This window comes from Mesorhizobium erdmanii USDA 3471 (assembly GCF_000472705.1).
GTDB classification, from domain to species: Bacteria; Pseudomonadota; Alphaproteobacteria; order Rhizobiales; family Rhizobiaceae; genus Mesorhizobium; species Mesorhizobium erdmanii.
The window spans coordinates 243,904-261,771 of sequence record NZ_KI421453.1; the positions used below are offsets into that span (position 1 = coordinate 243,904).

A 17,868-nucleotide genomic window follows, 5' to 3' on the forward strand; every position below is an offset into this window, starting at 1 on the left:
ATGGCCGGCCGAAATCTGTTCGCGACAACCAATGCCCGGGTCGTCGGTGCCTTCTGCGTCGCGGCCCTTCTGCATCTTGCCGGCACAATGCTCATTCCGGGTTATTCCTCGCCTTTTGCCGTGCGCGCCATGCTGGTGCTCGCCTCGCTGCTCGCAGTTGCCTCGATCGGGCAGACGCTGGTCGTCATCATGGGCGGCATCGACCTCTCTATCCCCTTCGTCATCGGATTTGCCAATGTCGTGGCCGCGCAGCTCTATGGCGATGGCTGGAATTTTGTCCTGGTCTGCGGCCTCGTCGGCGTGCTGGCAGTTCTCATCGGCGGCCTGAATGGACTGATCGCGCGCAGCCTCGACATCCAGCCGCTCATCGTCACGCTCGGCATCGGCATGGTTGTGCAGGGGCTGGTGCTGCTGTGGACAGCCGGCTTCCCGTCTGGCTCGGCACCGCAAGCGGTTTCCAGCTTCGTGTCGATCGGCGGATCGGCGGGACCGCTGCCGGTGCCATGGCTGGTGCCGAGCCTGGTCGTGGTGGCGGCAATTGTCGTGCTGGTGCTGGAGCGGACGCCTTATGGCCGCCGGCTCTATGCGCTGGGCAGCAATCCGGGCGCCGCACCGCTGGCGCTGATCGACCCGGTTCGCATGTGGGTCATCACCTATGCGGCAAGCGCTTTCTTTGCCGCCGTCGCGGGCGTGCTGCTGCTCGGCTTCACAGGCTCGGCCTATGGCGATGTCGGCCAACCCTACCTGTTCCAGACCATTGCGGCCGTCGTCGTCGGCGGCGCCGCACTTGTCGGCGGACGCGGCAGCTATCTCGGCACCATCGCCGGCGTGCTGGTGCTGACCGAAATCAACACGCTGCTGATCGGCCTCGGCTTCCAGCCGTCGGCGGTGCAGGCGGCACTGGGCCTCATCATCGTCCTGCTGGTGTCGCTTTACGGCCGTGAACGACACGTCTCGACGACGATCTGACCAGACGTCGAGCGGGTTCAGTCAGTCGAGACGCCACAACTTGCGGGCATTGCCCGACAGCAAGCTGTCACGCTCCGAGACACTGCAGCCGGAAAGCAGCGCATTAGTCGCCGCCACCCAGGTCGAGAGGCCACCGCCGAGCGTGCAGACCGGCCAGTCGCTGCCCCAGACGACACGGTCCCAGCCGAACGCAGCGATGGTGTGTTCGACGTAAGGCCGCAGCGTCTCGACGGTCCAACTGCCAGGATCGGCATAGGCGACGACGCCCGATATCTTGGCCATGACGTTCGCACGCCGCGCGATCTCGCCCATATGCTCGCGCCAGGGATGCTCGCCATTTCCCTTGATGTCGGGGACACCGCAATGGTCGAGCACGAACCGCACGTCGGGGGCAAGATCGGCAAGAGCGATCGCCTTGGGGATCTGGTGCGGCAGCACGACGAGATCGAAGGTCAGGCCGGTGCCGCCAAGCCGCTTGATGTTGTCGCGAAACATCGCGCCTTCCGAGAGGTCGTCCGGAACGACATGGAGGACGCGGCGGAAACCCTTGACGAAAGGATTTGCCCGCTGGCGTTCGAGATAGGCGGCAAAGCCGGCCTCCTCCGGCCGGCAGGATGCGATCACCCCAGCCAGCATGCTGCCGGCTTGCCGCGACAGGCCTTCGACGCGCGCTGTCTCCGCCTCGATGTCGGCCGGATCGACGTCAACCTCCATATGCAGCACGCGCCCGACGCCAACGCGCTGTGCCTCCGTGGCATAGTCCTCATAGGAAAAATCGCGGTTGAGCGCCGGCACCCCGGCAAGCCAGGGGTAGCGCAGGGCCGAGCGGTCGATGAGATGCAGATGGGTGTCGATGATCACAGTGAGGCTCCTCCCTCCGGCGTTTTCATATCATCTCACGGGAGAATTCTTCATTCAAATAAGAATTCATGCGGATGAGCCAACAGTCGAACCCGCCAGATGCGACAGCTTCTCGCAGGTTGCCAGCAAGAGTTCGATGGTCCGAGTAATGTCCGGCGCGGAAGGCGTGTTGATCACGCTGATGTAGGGGATCGACAGAGCCGCGATCGCCTTGCCGTCGGAGCCGCGCACCGGTGCGGAGAGATTGTAGACCCCGGCGGTCTGCATAGAGGCCATCATCTCGTAGCCACGGTCACGGATCTGGTCGAGACGGGTGAAGAACTCGGGCGACTGCGCTGTCTTGTCGGTGCTGCGGACATGCTCGGAAATCATCATTTGCCGTTCTTCGGGTGAGCGGAAGGCGAGGAGGACATGGCCGGACCCGGTGTCGAACAGACTGATGTGGGAGCCGACGCGGATCGAGATTCCCCAGTAGTTCGGCGCCTCCTGCTGGCCAATCACCACGGCGGAACCGCGATCAAAAACAACGAGTTGGTTGGCCTGCTGCGAGGTCTCGGCCAGCTCGCGCATCAGCGGTGTGGCGTAAGAGACCAGCCTGCGCACCGGAGCGTGCAATTGCGCCAGGCCGAACAGTTTCAGGGTCAGCGAATAGCGGTCGCCGTCCAGCCTCGTGACATAGCCGCGCCGCACCAGCCGGTCGAGCATTCGGTAGAATTCGTTCGGGCTGCGGTCGAGTTTCTTGGCGATTTCGGCCTGGGTCAGGCCGCCGTCGACGCCCGCCAGCAGTTCGAGGATGTCGAGCCCCTTGTCGAGCGCCGGCGCGCGGTAACGCTCGTCTTCGCTGTCATCCATGGCGCCATCTCTCCAGTGAATTCGATTCTTCATATACGCAAGATCGCGACCGGCGGAAACAAATTTCGCCTTGACGTACGTATGAATGTTTTGTTTGTATATGAATGTAGCATTTCTTGTCACGCGGACAAGTTGCGGTCGCCGCGAGGCGCACCCAGGGAGGAAACCAATGAACAGACTGCTTTCCGGCGTCTCCGCCGGCGCACTGGTGCTTGCATTTGGTGCAGGCACGGCCCTTGCCGGCGACCTGCCAGGCAAGTTCGAAGGCGTTACCGTCGACGTGAAGCTGATCGGCGGCCAGCAATACGAAAAGCTCTACGAGCGCATCCCCGAATGGGAGAAGGCGACCGGCGCCAAGGTCAACATCCTGACCAAGAAGAATGGCTTCGACATCGACAAGGAGCTCAAATCCGACATCGCCTCGGGCAGCACCAACTGGTGCGTCGGCTGGAACCATTCGTCATTCGCGCCGCAATATACCGGCCTCTACACCGACCTCGGCAAATTGCTGCCCAAGGAAGAGATCGACGCGTTCGTACCGTCGACGATCAAGGCGGCAACCATAGACGGCAAGCTCGAGATGCTGCCGCGCGCGCAATTCGACGTCTCGGCGCTCTACTACCAGAAGAGCCTCTACGAGAACGCCGACAACAAGGCCAAGTTCAAGGCGAAATACGGCTATGACCTGGTGCCTCCGGACACCTGGAAGGAAGTCACCGACCAGGCCGAGTTCTTCGCCAACCCGCCCAATTTCTACGGCACGCAGTTCGCCGGCAAGGAAGAGGCCATCAACGGCCGTTTCTACGAGATGGTGGTCGCCGAAGGTGGCGAGTATCTCGACAAGGACGGCAAGCCCGTCTTCAACTCCGAGGCCGGCATCCGGGCGCTCGACTGGTTCGTCAACCTCTACAAGGCCAAGGCCGTGCCGGCCGGCACCACCAACTACCTCTGGGACGATCTCGGCCAGGGTTTTGCCTCGGGCACCGTCGCCATCAATCTCGACTGGCCGGGCTGGGCCGGTTTCTTCAACGATCCGAAGTCGTCGAAGGTCGCCGGCAATGTCGGCGTCAAGGTCGCGCCGAAGGGGTCTTCCGGCAAGCGTACCGGCTGGTCGGGTTTCCACGGTTTCTCGGTGACCGAGAACTGCCCGCACAAGGAGGCCGCCGCTTCGCTGGTCTGGTGGCTGACCAATGAGGACAGCCAGAAGCTCGAGGCCGCGGCCGGCCCGCTGCCGACCCGCACCGCTGTCTGGGACTGGGACCTGAAGCAGGCCGAGAACGATCCTTACAAGAAGGAGGTTCTGTCCGCGTTCCAGGAAGAAGCCGAGCACGCCTTCGCCGTGCCGCAGACGCCTGAATGGATCGAGATCTCGAACGCCGTCTATCCGGAACTGCAGGCGGCGATCCTCGGCGACAAGACCTCCAAGCAGGCATTGGATGAAGCCGCCGCCAAGGCGACGCAAATCCTCCAGGACGCCGGCAAGCTCTAGCAACCGTTCCCAAGGCTGCCTCCCCCATCGCCGATGGGGGAGGCGATCGCGCCTTGCAGGTACGGACTATCCCGTTCGTCCCGGCCTGGGTCTCGGCCAACAGGCGGCCCGGAAATGCCCGGAATTCAATGTCAAAACCTCACAGGATTCTGATGAAGGGCTTCAAGCCATCCGCGCCATTCCTGCTGCTGCTTCCGGCCATGATCGTGCTGGCGGCGGTCGTCGTGGTGCCGTTGCTCTTGTCGCTCTATTCCAGCTTCACGCCTTTCCGCCTGACCAAGCCCGAAACCTTCTTCGTCTTTGTCGGCTTCCGGAACTATCTTTCGATCCTGTCCAACACCGATTTCTGGTGGGCGTTCGGCCGCACGGTGCTGCTGCTGACCATCGCTCTCAATCTCGAAATGCTGCTTGGCCTCGGCCTTGCCATGCTGGTCGAGAAGGCGACGCGCGGCCAGCGCATCCTTCGCACGCTGATGATGTTTCCGATGATGTTCTCGCCGATCCTCGTCGGCTTCCAGTTCAAGTTCATGTTCAACGACAATATCGGCCTGGTGAACAATGCCCTGCAATCGCTGGGGCTCACGCAGGACGCGATCCCATGGCTGATCGAGGGCCATCTCGCTTTCATCGCCATTTCGATCGCCGAGATATGGTCGTCGACGGCGATCTTCGCCATCCTGATCCTGGCCGGCCTGCTCGCCATGCCGAAGGAGCCGATCGAGGCGGCGCGCGTCGATGGCTGCACGCCGTGGCAGACATTCCGCTATGTGACGTGGCCGTTCGTCATGCCCTTCGCCTACATAGCCATGACCATCCGCTCGCTGGACGTCGCGCGCGCCTATGACATCGTCAAGATCATGACCGATGGCGGACCGGCCGGCCGCACCGAACTGTTGTGGACGCTGGTGGCGCGCACCGCCTATAGCGACGGGCGCATGGGCATGGCCAATGCCATGGCCTATTTCTCGATCCTGCTGTCGATCGCCTTCACCGTCTATTTCTTCAACAAGCTCGCCGCGGCGCGCACGCAGATCGGTGCGGAGTGGTGATGGACGAAAATTCCGCCGCCCGCCTGAAGCGCCGGCTCACCGGCATCGTCTATCGCATCGGCCTGTTCCTGGCGATGCTGACCATCTGCCTGCCCGGCTTGTGGATCGTGCTGTCGTCCTTGCGGCCGACTGTCGAGATCATGGCCAAGCCGCCGGTGTGGATACCCCAGGATATTTCCTTCGACGCCTACGTCGCCATGTTCTCAGGCATCGGCAAGGGTGGCATCCCCGTCATCGAGTATTTCCGCAACTCGCTGATCATCTCGGTCACCTCGACGGTGATCGCGGTCGCCATCGGCATGGCCGGCGGCTACGCATTCGCGCGCTATCGCTTTCGCGGCAAGTCGAGCGTGTTCCTCGGGCTGATGCTGACGCGCACGGTGCCGGGCATCGCGCTGTCGCTGCCGCTGTTCTTCCTTTATGTGCGGCTCGGCATCATCGACACGCATTTCGGGCTGATCCTTGCCTATGTCGCGCTCAACGTGCCGTTCACGATCTGGCTGATCGACGGCTTCTTCCGCCAGGTGCCGAAGGATCTCGCGGAAGCCGCGCAGATCGATGGCTGCACGCGCTGGCAGGCGTTCTGGCAGGTCGAGTTCCCGCTTGCGGGACCTGGTATTGCGTCGGCCGCGATCTTCGCCTTCCTTACTTGCTGGAACGAGTTCGCGCTGGCCTCGCAGTTGACCCGTTCGGTGAGCGCCAAGACGCTGCCGGTTGGCCTGCTCGACTACACCGCCGAGTTCACCATCGACTGGCGTGGCATGTGCGCGCTGGCCGTGGTGATGATCATCCCGGCGCTCACCCTCACCTACATCGTCCAGAAACACCTTGTCGGCGGCCTGACCTCCGGCGCGGTGAAAGGCTGATCCCATGGCAACCGTTTCCCTCAAAAAGCTGACCAAACGCTACGGCAATGTCGGGATCGTGCATGGCATCGATCTCGATATCACCGACCGCGAATTCATCGCACTGGTCGGGCCGTCCGGCTGCGGCAAGTCGACGACGCTGCGCATGATCGCCGGGCTGGAAGAGATCAGCGCCGGCTCGATCGAAATCGGCGGCCGTGTCGTCAACGATCTGCCGCCGCGTTCGCGCAACATCTCGATGGTGTTCCAGTCCTACGCGCTCTATCCGCACATGACGGTGCGCGAGAATCTCGGCTTCTCCCTGAAGATCGCGGGCGTCGCCAAGGAAGACATGGACCGCCGCGTCGCCGAGGCCTCGGCCATCCTCGGTCTCGACGCGCTGCTCGACCGCCGCCCCTCGCAACTCTCCGGCGGCCAGCGCCAGCGCGTCGCCATGGGGCGCGCCATCGTGCGCGATCCCGACGTGTTCCTGTTCGACGAACCGCTTTCCAATCTGGATGCGAAGTTGCGAACGCAGATGCGCACCGAGATCAAGAAGCTGCACGCCAAGGTGCAGTCGACGGTGATCTACGTCACCCATGACCAGGTCGAGGCGATGACGCTGGCTGACCGCATCGTCATCATGCGCGACGGCCACATCGAACAGGTCGGCACGCCCGAGGAGGTGTTCCGGCGGCCATCGACACGCTTCGTCGCCGGCTTCATCGGCTCGCCGCCGATGAACTTGCATGAGGCGACGATCGACAATGGCCAACTGGTTTTCGCCAGCGGCGAAAAGCTGCCGCTGCCTGGCCAGTTCAAGGCCAATGTTACCACCGGCGACAGGGTCGTGTTCGGACTGCGGCCGGACGACATCTATCCGACGGGCCATGGTATCAGTTCCGGCGGCGCCGCCGACGTTCACCAGATCGAACTGCCGATCACCGTCACCGAACCGCTCGGCAACGAGACGCTGGTGTTCGTGGAATTCAACGGCAGCGATTGGGTCTCGCGCATGCTGAACCCGAAACCTCTGAAATCGGGCGAGCGCGTTGCCATGAGCCTCGACCTGTCGCAGGCGCACCTGTTTGCCACCGATACCGGAAAGACATTGCGGAGCTGACCGACATGGCTAGAATCGAGAAAGTCGAACTGCGGATGGTGGACCTTGTGCCCAAGGTCAAGCGTACCGACGCCATCCAGAGTTTCGTCAGCCAGGAAACGCCAATCGTCACGATCACCGATTCCGATGGCGCGGTCGGCACCGGTTACAGCTACACGATCGGCACTGGCGGTTCGTCGGTGATGCGGCTTTTATCCGACCATCTGGCACAGCGCCTGATCGGCCGCGACCCCGACATGATCGAGGCGATCTGGCACGATCTCGAATTCGCCACCCACGCCACCACGATCGGCGCGATCACGGCCATCGCGATCGCGGCGATCGATACGGCACTCTGGGATCTGAGGGCGAAGAAGCAGGGGCTGCCGCTGTGGAAACTTGCGGGCGGCGCCAAGGACCGCTGCCCGCTCTACACCACCGAGGGCGGCTGGTTGCACATCGAGACGGCCGCGCTGGTCGACGACGCACTGGCAGCCAAGGCCAAGGGATTTCGCGGTTCGAAGGTGAAGATCGGCAGGCCGCACGGGTCGGAGGATCTTGCCCGTCTGTCGGCGGTGCGCAAGGCGGTCGGCGACGGCTACGAGATCATGACCGACGCCAATCAGGGGTTTTCGGTCGACGAGGCGATCCGGCGCGCGGCCAGGCTGCGCGAACTCGATCTTGCCTGGATCGAGGAGCCGCTGCCGGCCGACGACATTGACGGGCATGTGCGGTTGTCGAATTCGACACCGACGCCAATCGCCATCGGCGAGTCGCTCTATTCGATCCGGCATTTCCGTGAGTACATGCAGAAAGGCGCCTGCTCGATCGTGCAGGTCGATGTCGGCCGCATCGGCGGCATCACGCCATGGCTGAAGATCGCCCATGCGGCCGAAGCCTTCGACATTCCGGTCTGTCCACATTTCCTGATGGAACTGCATGTCAGCCTGACTTGCGCTGTTCAGAACGGTCGCTATGTCGAGTACATTCCGCAACTCGACGAGTTGACCGGCAAGCGTATGCGCATCGAGGATGGGCACGCGCTGGCGCCCGACGAACCGGGTATCGGCATCGACTGGGACTGGGACGCGGTGAAGAGCATCAGCATCGCCGAATTCACCACGGCGATCACGGCATAAAGGAGCTGATATGCGGCGGATGGGATTTGTACTTGGGCTAAAGCCGGAAAAGGTCGAGGAATATGTCCGCCTGCATGCCGCCGTCTGGCCTGACGTGCTGACCATGATTTCGGCCTGCAACATCAAGAACTACTCGATCTACCTGAAGCGGCCGGAAAACCTGCTGTTCTCCAATTTCGAATATCATGGCACCGACTATGCCGCCGACATGGCCAAAATGGCCGCTGATCCCAGGACGCAGGAGTGGTGGGCGGTCTGCATACCTTGCCAGGAGCCGCTGGCGACACGCAAGGAGGGCGAATGGTGGGCCGAGATGGACGAGGTCTTTCACCATGACTGAAGGGACTAAGGGCGGTTTCGACCCTGCCTCGCTCGTCCAGTCCTGGCCCAAACCGTCAAAGCCCCGGCCGATCGTCACCTTCGGCGCCGGCTCGATCGTCGGCGACGCGCATTTTCCCGCCTATCGCAAAGCGGGATTCCCGATTGCCGGCCTCTACGATCCGGACCAGGCCAAGGCGCAGGCCCTGGCCGGGAAATGGGGCATCACCGCGTTCCGCTCGGTGGACGAGGCCGCTGATATCAAGGATGCGATCTTCGATCTGGCCACGCCGCCCGGGCGGCACGGTGAGATCCTGAAGGCACTGCCCGGCGGCGCGGTCGCACTGATCCAAAAGCCGATGGGCAACTATCTCGGCGAGGCAACCGAAATCCTGGAGATCTGCCGCGGCAAGGACCTCAAGGCGGCGGTGAATTTCCAGCTTCGCTTCGCACCGGTGATGCTGGCGCTGCAGGATGCCATCGCCAAGGGCTGGCTGGGTGAGGTCGTCGACTTCGACGCCTGGCTGGCACTGGCCACGCCTTGGGAATTGTGGGAATTCCTGCTCAAGGCGCCGCGCGTCGAGATCGCCATGCATTCGATCCACTATCTCGACCTGATCAGGCAATTGCTCGGCGATGCGCAAGGCGTCCACGCCAAGACACTCGGCCATCCCAACCACAAGGTGGCGCAGACGCGTACCAGCGCCATCCTCGACTATGGCGACACCGTGCGCTGTGCGCTGTCGATCAACCACGACCACAAATTCGGGCGCCGGCACCAGGCCTGCGAGTTCCGTATCTGCGGCACCGAGGGCGCGGCCTATCTCAAGCTCGGCCTTAATCTCGACTATCCCACTGGTGAGCCGGACATTCTGGAAATCTATCCCAAGGGTGGGACGGACTGGATTGCCGTGCCTTTGGCCGGCGAATGGTTCCCCGACGCCTTCGTCGGACGCATGGCCAATGTCCAGCGCTTTGCGGCCGGAGAAGACGACAAGCTGGTCAGTTCGGTCGAGGACGCCTGGAACACCATGGCGCTGGTGGAAGCCGCCTATCGTTCAAGTGCCGCTCCAGCGACGCCGATCGCGGAAAGACCCTGATGGAACAGATCACCTATTTCGAAGACTACGAGATCGGTTCGTCACGCTTGACCAGCGGCCGCACCATCACCGAGACCGACTTCATCGTCCATGCCGGCCACACCGGCGATTTCTTCCCGCACCACATGGACGCCGAGTATATGAAGACGACGCCGTTCGGCCAGCGCATCGCCCATGGGACGCTGGTATTCTCGGTCGGCATCGGGCTGACGGCTGCTATCGTCAACCCTGTCGCCTTTTCCTACGGTTATGACCGGCTGCGCTTCATCAAGCCGGTGTTCATCGGTGACACCATCCGCACGCGCACCACCATCACGGCCAAGGAGGACGATCCCAAGCGGCCGGATTCAGGACGGGTGATCGAGCGCTGCGAGGTAATCAACCAGCGCGGCGACGTCGTGCTCGCCGCCGACCATATCTACATCGTCGAACGCAAGCCGGCGCAGAGCTGAAACGCAGCGAGCCCTAAGAGCCGGTGGCACGCGCGGTGATGCGCTCCAGCCCGAGCAGCAGCACCAGTGTCGCCGCAACCAGGATCATGGTGAGCGCTGCGCCGGCAAAAATGTCGCCGCGGTCGGTGAGGCTGAAAATCGATACCGGCAGCGTCACCCAGCCCGGCGGATAGACCATGACGGTGGCGCCGAGTTCGCCCATCGATAGCGCGAAGCTCAGTCCGAAAGCGGCAACCAGATAAGGCGCCAGCAAGGGCAGCGTGACATGCCAGAGCCTGTAGGCCGGCCGCGCGCCCAGGCTCGACGCCACCTGTTCGAAGTCGGGCGAAAGCCGCGCCAGGCCGGCCGAGACATTGCCGAAGGTGAATGCCGAGATCAGCACGAAATGCGCGATCATGACCATCGCTATCGTGCCGTTGAGCAAGAGCGGCGGGTGGCTAAAGGCAACCAGCAGGCCAAGGCCGACCGACACCGAAGGCACTGCGCTGGGGATGAAGAACAGCAGACCGAGCAGGCGCCTCAAGGCGTGACCCTGGAGGCGAAGCGACAGAGCCGCCCAGGTGCCGCTGACCAGGGCCAGCGCACTGGCCAGGAAACCGGTGATCAGGCTGGCCTTGACCGCGTTCCACGCCGAGCCCCGAACCACATCGGTGTAATGCTCCGTCGTCAGGCCATTGGGCAGAACGCCGTTCCACTGGTCGGCAAGGCTGGACAGCAGGATGACAGCCAGCGGCGCCAGGAACAGCACGCCGAAGATCAGCGCGAAAAGCATCCACAGCACAATGCGACCGGGGCGCGACCAAACCAGCATCGCTAAGCCCCCAACCGGCCGGCGGCGAAACGGTAGAGGCCGAACAGTCCGAGCGACAGCGCGATGTTGATCACGGCGATGATACAGGCAACCTGGTAAGCGGATTCCTGGATCGCCTTGCCGTAGATCAGCAGAGGCAGCGTGATGACACCCTTGGCGCCGATGAACAGCACGATGCCGAATTCGTTGACGGTGAGCAGCAGGCACAGGCTGCCGCCGGCTATGAGCGCGGGGATCGCAGCCGGCAGGATGACCTGGCGGACAATGCGGAACGGGCGCGCGCCAAGCACGCTTGCCGCTTCGATCTGGCCGCGGTCGACCAGCGAAAAGGCGGCGAGCAGCGGCCGCAAGATGAAGGGCGTGTAGACGGTGACTTCGGCCAGGACCACGCCCCAGGTCGAATAGAGGAAATCGACAGGCGGCAGCGGCAGCGAGAAGGCCTCCATCAGCCCGGTGTTGAGCATGCCGGCGGAACCGTAGAGAAAGGTGAAGGCAAGCGTCACCAGGAAGGTCGGCAGCGCGATGAAGGTGTCGATCAGCCGGGCGATGAAGCCTGAGCCGGGGAACGGCACGAAGGCAAGGATCAGCGCCAGCACGAGGCCAACGATCAGGCATCCGGCCGTCGCGGCAATCGAGATCGTCACCGTGTTGACCAGCGCGTTGAGGAAGAAGCGCGAATGCAGCACGCGAAAGATCTCGGCGGCATTGGCGACACCGCTGTCGTCGAGGAAGGCCTGCCGGGCGATGAGCGCCAGTGGATAGAAGAACAGCAGCGCCAGCAGCGCCGCCGGCGGCACGATCCAGAATTTGCCGGGTTCCCGCCTGATGGTGACCGGCGAACCGATGGCGACCGCGTCAGACACCGGCGTCTTCCGGCAGCAGCGAGGTGTCGGCAGGGGCGAAGAACAGCGGCAACTGGGCGCCGGGTTCGGGCAAGGCGATGGGCAATTTCGTTGCCGAGACGCGCACCGGCGTGCCGCCGACATCGAGCACAAGATGCGTGAGTTCACCCTGCCAGTGCACTTCCCGCAATGTGCCGACGATGCGGTTGGTATGCTGGCTTTCGGCAGTCAGGCTGAGATGCTGCGGCCGGATGCAGAGCAGGCTCCTGTCACCGGCCTTCTCGTCGCGGCCGGCGCCCGTCAGCACCGCGTCGCCATGCCTTGCCGTGGCAAAGCCCTTCGAGCCGACGGCCTCGGCAACCGTGACCGGCAGAAGGTTGGCACGGCCGAGAAACTCGGCGGTGAAGCGGTTCGGCGGGCGGCGGTAGAGTTCCGTCGTTGGGCCATGCGAACAGACCCTGCCATCGCGCATGATGGCGATCTTGTCGGCAAGCGTCAGCGCCTCGGTCTGGTCGTGGGTGACATAGAGGATCGTCAGGCCCGGCAGGCTGCGGTGCAGGCGAGCGATCTCCTCGACCATGTTGCGGCGAATCTGCGCGTCGAGCGCCGACAGCGGCTCGTCGAGCAGCAGCACACGCGGTCTGACGGCAAGCGCCCGAGCAATCGCCACACGCTGCTGCTGCCCGCCCGACAGCTCGCGCGGATAGCGCCGGGCAAAAGTCGCCATGCCGACAGTGCCGAGCGCATCCTTGACCCGCTCGGCGATCAGCGCCTTTTCGGCACCTTGCGCCCGCAGCCCAAAGGCAACGTTGTCTTCCACCCGCATGTGCGGAAACAGCGCGTAGTTCTGCACCACCATGCCGAGGCCGCGTTCGTAGGGCGGCAGATCGGTGACGTCCGTGGCGCCGATACGGATGCGGCCGCTGACCGGCCGCACGAAGCCGGCGACGGCGCGCAGAGCGGTGGTCTTGCCGGAGCCGGAGGGACCGATCATCGCCAGGATTTCACCGGGCGCGATGTCGAGCGTCAGCGGGTGCAAGACGACATGTGCGCCATAGGCGACGCTGACCTTGTCGAAGTGGACATTGGAGCCGGCGCCGCGAATTTTCGCGGCGTCGATGTCCATGACACTGGTACCAGTAAAGGCGGCGGCCGACATGGCTTGGTCCTCCGGATTTCTGCCCTCGGGTGTCAGCTCCCGGTCGCCTCGTTCCACTTCTTGACGTAGTCGGGAAGCTTGCTCAGCGCCTCGTCCCAGTTCGGCGACCAGATGGTCAGGCCCTTCATCGCCTCCTGCAGCTTGGCGAAGTTGGCGTCATCGGGTTTGACATCCTTGCGGGCGGGCATACCGAGAGCAACCGAGCTTATGGTGGACTGGGCTTCCTTGGCGAGCAGGAAGTCGATCAGCTTCTTGCCGTTGTCGGCATTGGGCGCACTGGTGACCAGGCCGATCTCATAGGGCAGCGCGAAAGTGGAGCGCACGCCGTCAGGTCCGGCCGGCCAGAACACCTTGATGTTGGGATTGTCGGCCATCTGCGACATGTTCATCTGCAGATCGCCATTGGCGACGTGCAGTTCGCCCTTGTTGACCAGCGCGGTCAGCTTGCCCGTTGAGGCGGACGGGCCGACATTGTTGTCCTGCAGCTTCTTCATGAACTCGAAGCCGGCATCCTCGCCGCCAAAGGCATGGATGACCTGCAGCATCACGGCAGTGCCGTCGCCGGCCTGACCGGGGGTAGAATACTGGATCTTGCCCTTGAACTTGGGATCGAGCAGGTCGTTGTAGCTTTTCGGCGCTTCCGACAGCACGGCGCTGTTGTAGATGAAGTTCATGTAGTTGTTGACGACAGGCCGATACTTGTCGGTGCCGCCGTCGATCTGGTCGGCGCCTTCCGGCTTGTAGTCCTGCAGCAAGCCGCCGGCGGCGGCGCGCTGGACGAAGGGCGGCAGCGTCACCAGCACGTCGGCCTGCGGGTTCGATTTTTCCTTGGCGACACGCTCGACGACGCCGCCGGAGCCAGCCTCGATATACTGCACGGTGATGCCTGTGGCCTTGGTGAAGGCGGCGAATTCGGTCTCGTACCAGCTGCCATTGCCGTCATGGAGGCCGTCGGCGGAATAGATAGTGACGACGCCGTCGGCGAAGGCCGGGCCGACGAGAGCCGACGAAGCCAAGAGCGACACGGCGAGGGCCATTGCGATGCTTGCATTGCGCGATTTCATGGATCAGTTCCCCTGTGATTGAAGGCACATTCTGCGATGCACTAGGACCGACCACCTTCGTCTCTGGCGGACGTTGAGCCGATTGGATGTCGTCGTTGTGACAACTGTGGGGATCGGTGATCGATAAGTAAAATCTATTTATTTTATGACAGACAAACTTCTTCTGATATTTGTCATGGAACTGTCGCATGCTTGTCGCGGGCGCCAAAGCAGTTATGGGCAAGGCGTCTATCTGTTTGAAGAACAAAGACTATCGGCCGAATGAAACGCCCGATGCCTGCGCTCGCAGACGCGGATCATGCGAGCGGATGGTCACCGGCCGGTCCTCGAGTATCTCGAAGCAGCGCGCAAGCGTATCGTCCCCGAGCCGGCGCATCGCTTCATGCGTGAAGAAGGTGAGATGCGGAAACAGGATCACATTGTCGCGATCGAACAGGGCGCTCATCGGATGGCCTGATCTGGCCAGCGGCTCGACCGAATAGACATCGAGCCCGGCGCCGCCAATCGCCCCGGCAACGATCGCCTCGACAAGCGCCGCCTCGTCGACGAGCGCGCCGCGCGAAACATTGATGATGATGGCGGAAGGTTTGAGGCAGGCGAGTTCGGCCTTGCCGATCAGACCACGCGTCCCGTCATTGAGTACACAATGGAGGGAAACGAAATCGCAGGCACGCAGCATGGCCTGCAGATCGTCGACCTTCTCGATGCCGGCGCCCTGCATCGTCGCCGCATCGACTCCGGGATCGAGGCCGAGCACCCGGGCACGAAACCCGTGGCCGGCCATGCGCGCCATGCTGCGGCCGATCTTGCCGCAGCCGACGAGCCCCAGCGTGGCCCCGGAAATGTCGCGCCCGAGCCAGCGTTGCGCGGGCCAGACCCAGCCATCGCGCAAAACCGCCGCGGTGATCGCCGGCAGCCGCTTGGCCAGCGATATCATCAGGGCGAAGGCGCCCTCAGCCACGGTTTCCTCGGCATAGTCGGGCACATTGACGACAGGAATGCCGCGCCGCATCGCAGCCGGGATGTCGATGGCGTCGATGCCGACACCGTATTTGACGATGCCCTTCAATCTGGGAGCCGCCTCGATCACCCGTGCGGTGATCGGCGTGTAGCACATGAGCAGAAGATCGGCATCGGCGACCGCATCGATGAGATCGTCTTCGGAAATGCCATCCGGCAGCGTCACCAGTTCGACGCCCCTCGCCCGCAAGCCGGCATCAATTTCGGGACATTCGAGTTCCCGGTCGGTGCGCACGGCCTTCATTATCGACAACACTCCTCATGCTCAGCCAGCGAGCACCGCGGCCTCGACGATGTCCAGCGCCCGGTCGAGGTCGGCCCGCGCGATAACGAGCGGCGGCGAAAGGGTGAGCGCATTGCCCTGGCTGATCTTGAAGCTCAGCCCTTGTTCGAGGCAACGGTAATAGACCTTTTCGGCGAGCGCGCGCGCCGGCGCGCGGCTTGCCTTGTCCTCGACCATCTCGACGCCGAACAGCAATCCCCTGCCCCTGACGTCGCCAACGAAGGGCGAGCGCCGCATGAGGTCGTTCATGCGTGCCATGGCATGGGCGCCGAGCTCGGCGGCGCGCTCGGCCAGTCCCTCCTCGCGCACGATGGCGATAGTGGTCAGCGCGGCGCGCGCGGTGACCGGGTTCTTCTCATGCGTGTAGTGGCCGATGGCGTAGTCGCCGGCGACGTCGAGGTCGCGCCGCGCGATCACCGAGGCGATGGGCAGGATGCCCCCACCCAGAGACTTGCCGAGCACGATCATGTCGGGCGTGACGCCGTCATGCTCGGACGCAAAGAATTTTCCGGTCTTGCCAAGGCCGGTCGGTATCTCGTCGAAGATCAGCAGTGTGCCGTGGCGGTCGCAGGCCTCGCGCACCGCCTTCCAGAAACCGGGCGCCGGCACCAGCGGCGTCGCCCGCATCGGTTCGGCGATGAAGGCAGCAAAATCACCTTCGCGGCCGAGCACGTAGGAGATCATGCTGGCGCAGGCGCGGGCAGACTCCTCCAGCGAAGTGGTGCCATAGGGGCAGTTGTGCGGCGCCCACGGCGCGACATGCTCGGCGCCAGGCAGAAGCGGCCCGGCAATGCCCGACCGGAAGGTCGCCTCGCCGCCGACGCTCGACGCGCCAAAGCCGGCACCATGGAAGGCATCCCAGAAGGACAGCGTCTTGAAGCGGCCGGTGGCCGCACGCGCCAGCTTCAGCGCTACCTCGATCGCATCGGACCCGCCGGTGGTGAACAGCACCTTGCCGAGATTTCCCGGCGCCAGTTCGCCGAGCGTCTCGGCGAGCTCCACCGCCGGCTCGCAGGCGAAACGGCGCGGCGCGAAGGGCAAGGCGTCCATCTGCGCGCGGATCGCTTCCTTCAGGCGCGGATGGCCGTAGCCGATGTGGTGCACGCTGTTGCCATGGAAATCCATGTAGCGCCGCCCGGCGATATCCTCGATCCAGATGCCTTCGGCCTTGGCGATGGCCGAGACACACGGGCTGGACAGGCTCTGGTGCAGGAAGGCGGCGGCATCGCGCGCAAGCAGGCGACGCGTTGGCGCGTCATCCTGTTTTGCCGTCCAGGCGCCGCGCGCGGCGGAACTGTTCGATTCACCTTCGGTATGGACGAGGGTCATTGTTCCTCACACGTATTGTCGCGCCTTTGCCGGTGCAGCGAAGCCTTGCACCATAAGATATCAATCATCCAAACAGCTCCGCGACGGTCTCCTCGCCAATGGCGAATCCGGTGCTGGCACCCGTGCCGCTGGTGACTATGACGAGCCGCACATCGTCATGCGGGGCGTCGCGGATCATCGCAGAGCCCGCCGACGCATAGGTTCCCGTCCAACGCGCGACCACCTCAGGCGCCTTGCCGCCGAACAAGGTCTTGAATTCATCGAGGATAAGCTGGTCTACCGCATCCGACCCGAATGGATCGAGCGTCATGCCGTAGTGATGGGAATCGCCGATGACCAGAGAGCCGTCGGCGCTTTGCACGACGATCAGATGGACGCCGTTTTCCAGCGCCGCGCCGCACTGTTCGGTCAATCTTTTCCGCAAGGCGCCGGCCTCCGGCAGGCAGGAGAAGCCGCCGTATCGCAGCAGGCTGAGATCGGAGGTCAGGGCCGAGCGAAACCGGTGTCCGGGGTCGGCAAGCCGCAGCATCTGAAGCTTGCAGCGCCTGATACCATATTGGCCCATCCGCTCGGGATAGAGCGAGGCAAAATCATCACCGGGGCAGACCACGATCTTTTCGGCATACAGACGGCCCGAACTGGTCTCGACGACCGGCGCGGCGATCGATGTCACCGAGATGCCGTTGCGAAATTCGACGCCGTGCATTTCGGCCAGGAACGACGTCAGCCTGGGCAGAACCTCACGCGATTCGACCCGCAATTCGAATGGGCTGTAGAGCCCGCCGACAAGCGCCTTCTCATCCAGGCCATCAAGGTGTGCGGCCGCTTCGCGTGCCGTCAGCAGCTTGCAGTCCTGGCCATCCTGTCCGGACCTGAAGGCCTCCAGCAGAGCCAGCGCTTCCGGGCGCTGCGCGGCGACCAGCTTGCCGCGCTGCAGAATTTCCAACCCTGCCTCGCCGGCGAGGTCGAGCCAGACCTGCCGGCTGCGTTCGGCGCGCCGGCGCGACAGGCCAGAATCCTGCCCGGTGACGACGACAAGGCCGAAATTGCGGATCGAGGCGCCATTCGCCTTCTGGTCGCGGTCGACGACAACGACGCCGAGCCCGCGCCGCACCGCCGCCAGCGCATGCGCCAGCCCGACGATGCCCGAGCCGACGACGGCGAGATCGTAGCGGTCCATCGAG

18 protein-coding genes are annotated in these 17,868 nt (G+C 63.6%); 9 read left to right on the plus strand and 9 right to left on the minus strand.

The window, feature by feature from the left end; translation table 11 throughout:
* Complete coding sequence (locus A3AU_RS0128615) at positions 1-969, plus strand: ABC transporter permease (RefSeq protein WP_027055939.1); 969 nt, start codon at positions 1-3, stop codon at positions 967-969.
* A gap of 21 nt (positions 970-990) precedes the next feature.
* On the opposite strand, the gene A3AU_RS0128620 is transcribed toward A3AU_RS0128615, so the two are convergent.
* Both A3AU_RS0128620 and A3AU_RS0128625 read right to left on the minus strand, forming a co-directional pair.
* Complete coding sequence (locus A3AU_RS0128620; RefSeq protein WP_027055940.1) at positions 991-1,830, minus strand: amidohydrolase family protein; 840 nt, start codon at positions 1,828-1,830, stop codon at positions 991-993.
* A 66-nt stretch (positions 1,831-1,896) separates the two neighbouring features.
* Complete coding sequence (locus A3AU_RS0128625) at positions 1,897-2,682, minus strand: IclR family transcriptional regulator (protein ID WP_027055941.1); 786 nt, start codon at positions 2,680-2,682, stop codon at positions 1,897-1,899.
* Positions 2,683-2,851: 169 nt separating this feature from the next.
* Between A3AU_RS0128625 and A3AU_RS0128630 the strand changes: the two genes are divergently transcribed.
* The 8 genes from A3AU_RS0128630 to A3AU_RS0128665 all read left to right on the plus strand — a co-directional run bounded on the left by A3AU_RS0128630 (position 2,852) and on the right by A3AU_RS0128665 (position 10,176).
* The gene (locus A3AU_RS0128630) at positions 2,852-4,171 is read left to right on the plus strand and encodes an ABC transporter substrate-binding protein (protein ID WP_027055942.1); all 1,320 of its coding nucleotides are present in this window, start codon (positions 2,852-2,854) and stop codon (positions 4,169-4,171) included.
* 152 nt (positions 4,172-4,323) lie between these two features.
* Positions 4,324-5,220 (plus strand): carbohydrate ABC transporter permease, encoded by an 897-nt coding sequence (locus tag A3AU_RS0128635; RefSeq protein WP_027055943.1) that lies wholly within the window; start codon positions 4,324-4,326, stop codon positions 5,218-5,220.
* Positions 5,220-6,086 carry a carbohydrate ABC transporter permease gene (locus tag A3AU_RS0128640; protein WP_027055944.1) on the plus strand — a complete coding sequence of 289 codons (867 nt, stop codon included), beginning with the start codon at positions 5,220-5,222 and terminating at the stop codon, positions 6,084-6,086. Before A3AU_RS0128635 ends, A3AU_RS0128640 begins: the two co-directional genes overlap by 1 nt.
* Positions 6,087-6,090: 4 nt before the next feature.
* On the plus strand, positions 6,091-7,188 hold the full coding sequence (locus A3AU_RS0128645) for an ABC transporter ATP-binding protein (protein WP_027055945.1): 1,098 nt from the start codon (positions 6,091-6,093) through the stop codon (positions 7,186-7,188).
* A gap of 5 nt (positions 7,189-7,193) precedes the next feature.
* Entirely contained in the window at positions 7,194-8,306 is a 1,113-nt protein-coding gene (locus tag A3AU_RS0128650) for a mandelate racemase/muconate lactonizing enzyme family protein (protein WP_027055946.1), read from the plus strand.
* A gap of 10 nt (positions 8,307-8,316) precedes the next feature.
* Positions 8,317-8,646 (plus strand): L-rhamnose mutarotase, encoded by a 330-nt coding sequence (locus A3AU_RS0128655; protein WP_027055947.1) that lies wholly within the window; start codon positions 8,317-8,319, stop codon positions 8,644-8,646.
* Positions 8,639-9,724, plus strand: a complete 1,086-nt coding sequence (locus A3AU_RS0128660) for a Gfo/Idh/MocA family protein (protein WP_027055948.1) — start codon at positions 8,639-8,641, stop codon at positions 9,722-9,724. Before A3AU_RS0128655 ends, A3AU_RS0128660 begins: the two co-directional genes overlap by 8 nt.
* Entirely contained in the window at positions 9,721-10,176 is a 456-nt protein-coding gene (locus tag A3AU_RS0128665; protein WP_027055949.1) for a MaoC/PaaZ C-terminal domain-containing protein, read from the plus strand. The genes A3AU_RS0128660 and A3AU_RS0128665 overlap by 4 nt, the downstream gene beginning before the upstream one ends.
* A gap of 13 nt (positions 10,177-10,189) precedes the next feature.
* Here the strand turns inward: A3AU_RS0128665 and A3AU_RS0128670 are convergent, their stop codons facing one another.
* The 7 genes from A3AU_RS0128670 to A3AU_RS0128700 all read right to left on the minus strand — a co-directional run bounded on the left by A3AU_RS0128670 (position 10,190) and on the right by A3AU_RS0128700 (position 17,864).
* Positions 10,190-10,987, minus strand: a complete 798-nt coding sequence (locus A3AU_RS0128670) for an ABC transporter permease subunit (RefSeq protein ID WP_027055950.1) — start codon at positions 10,985-10,987, stop codon at positions 10,190-10,192.
* A 2-nt stretch (positions 10,988-10,989) separates the two neighbouring features.
* Complete coding sequence (locus A3AU_RS0128675) at positions 10,990-11,850, minus strand: 2-aminoethylphosphonate ABC transporter permease subunit (RefSeq protein ID WP_027055951.1); 861 nt, start codon at positions 11,848-11,850, stop codon at positions 10,990-10,992.
* Entirely contained in the window at positions 11,843-12,988 is a 1,146-nt protein-coding gene (locus A3AU_RS0128680; RefSeq protein WP_081709700.1) for an ABC transporter ATP-binding protein, read from the minus strand. Before A3AU_RS0128680 ends, A3AU_RS0128675 begins: the two co-directional genes overlap by 8 nt.
* Positions 12,989-13,020: 32 nt before the next feature.
* Entirely contained in the window at positions 13,021-14,052 is a 1,032-nt protein-coding gene (locus A3AU_RS0128685) for a 2-aminoethylphosphonate ABC transporter substrate-binding protein (RefSeq protein WP_081709701.1), read from the minus strand.
* Positions 14,053-14,302: 250 nt separating this feature from the next.
* Positions 14,303-15,316 carry a 2-hydroxyacid dehydrogenase gene (locus A3AU_RS0128690; protein WP_027055954.1) on the minus strand — a complete coding sequence of 338 codons (1,014 nt, stop codon included), beginning with the start codon at positions 15,314-15,316 and terminating at the stop codon, positions 14,303-14,305.
* 21 nt (positions 15,317-15,337) lie between these two features.
* Positions 15,338-16,684: a (R)-1-hydroxy-2-aminoethylphosphonate ammonia-lyase gene (gene pbfA / locus A3AU_RS0128695; RefSeq protein ID WP_027055955.1), complete on the minus strand. Its 1,347-nt coding sequence runs from the start codon at positions 16,682-16,684 to the stop codon at positions 15,338-15,340.
* A gap of 64 nt (positions 16,685-16,748) precedes the next feature.
* Positions 16,749-17,864: a TIGR03364 family FAD-dependent oxidoreductase gene (locus A3AU_RS0128700; RefSeq protein WP_032918299.1), complete on the minus strand. Its 1,116-nt coding sequence runs from the start codon at positions 17,862-17,864 to the stop codon at positions 16,749-16,751.
* Between the last annotated feature and the right edge of the window lie 4 nt (positions 17,865-17,868).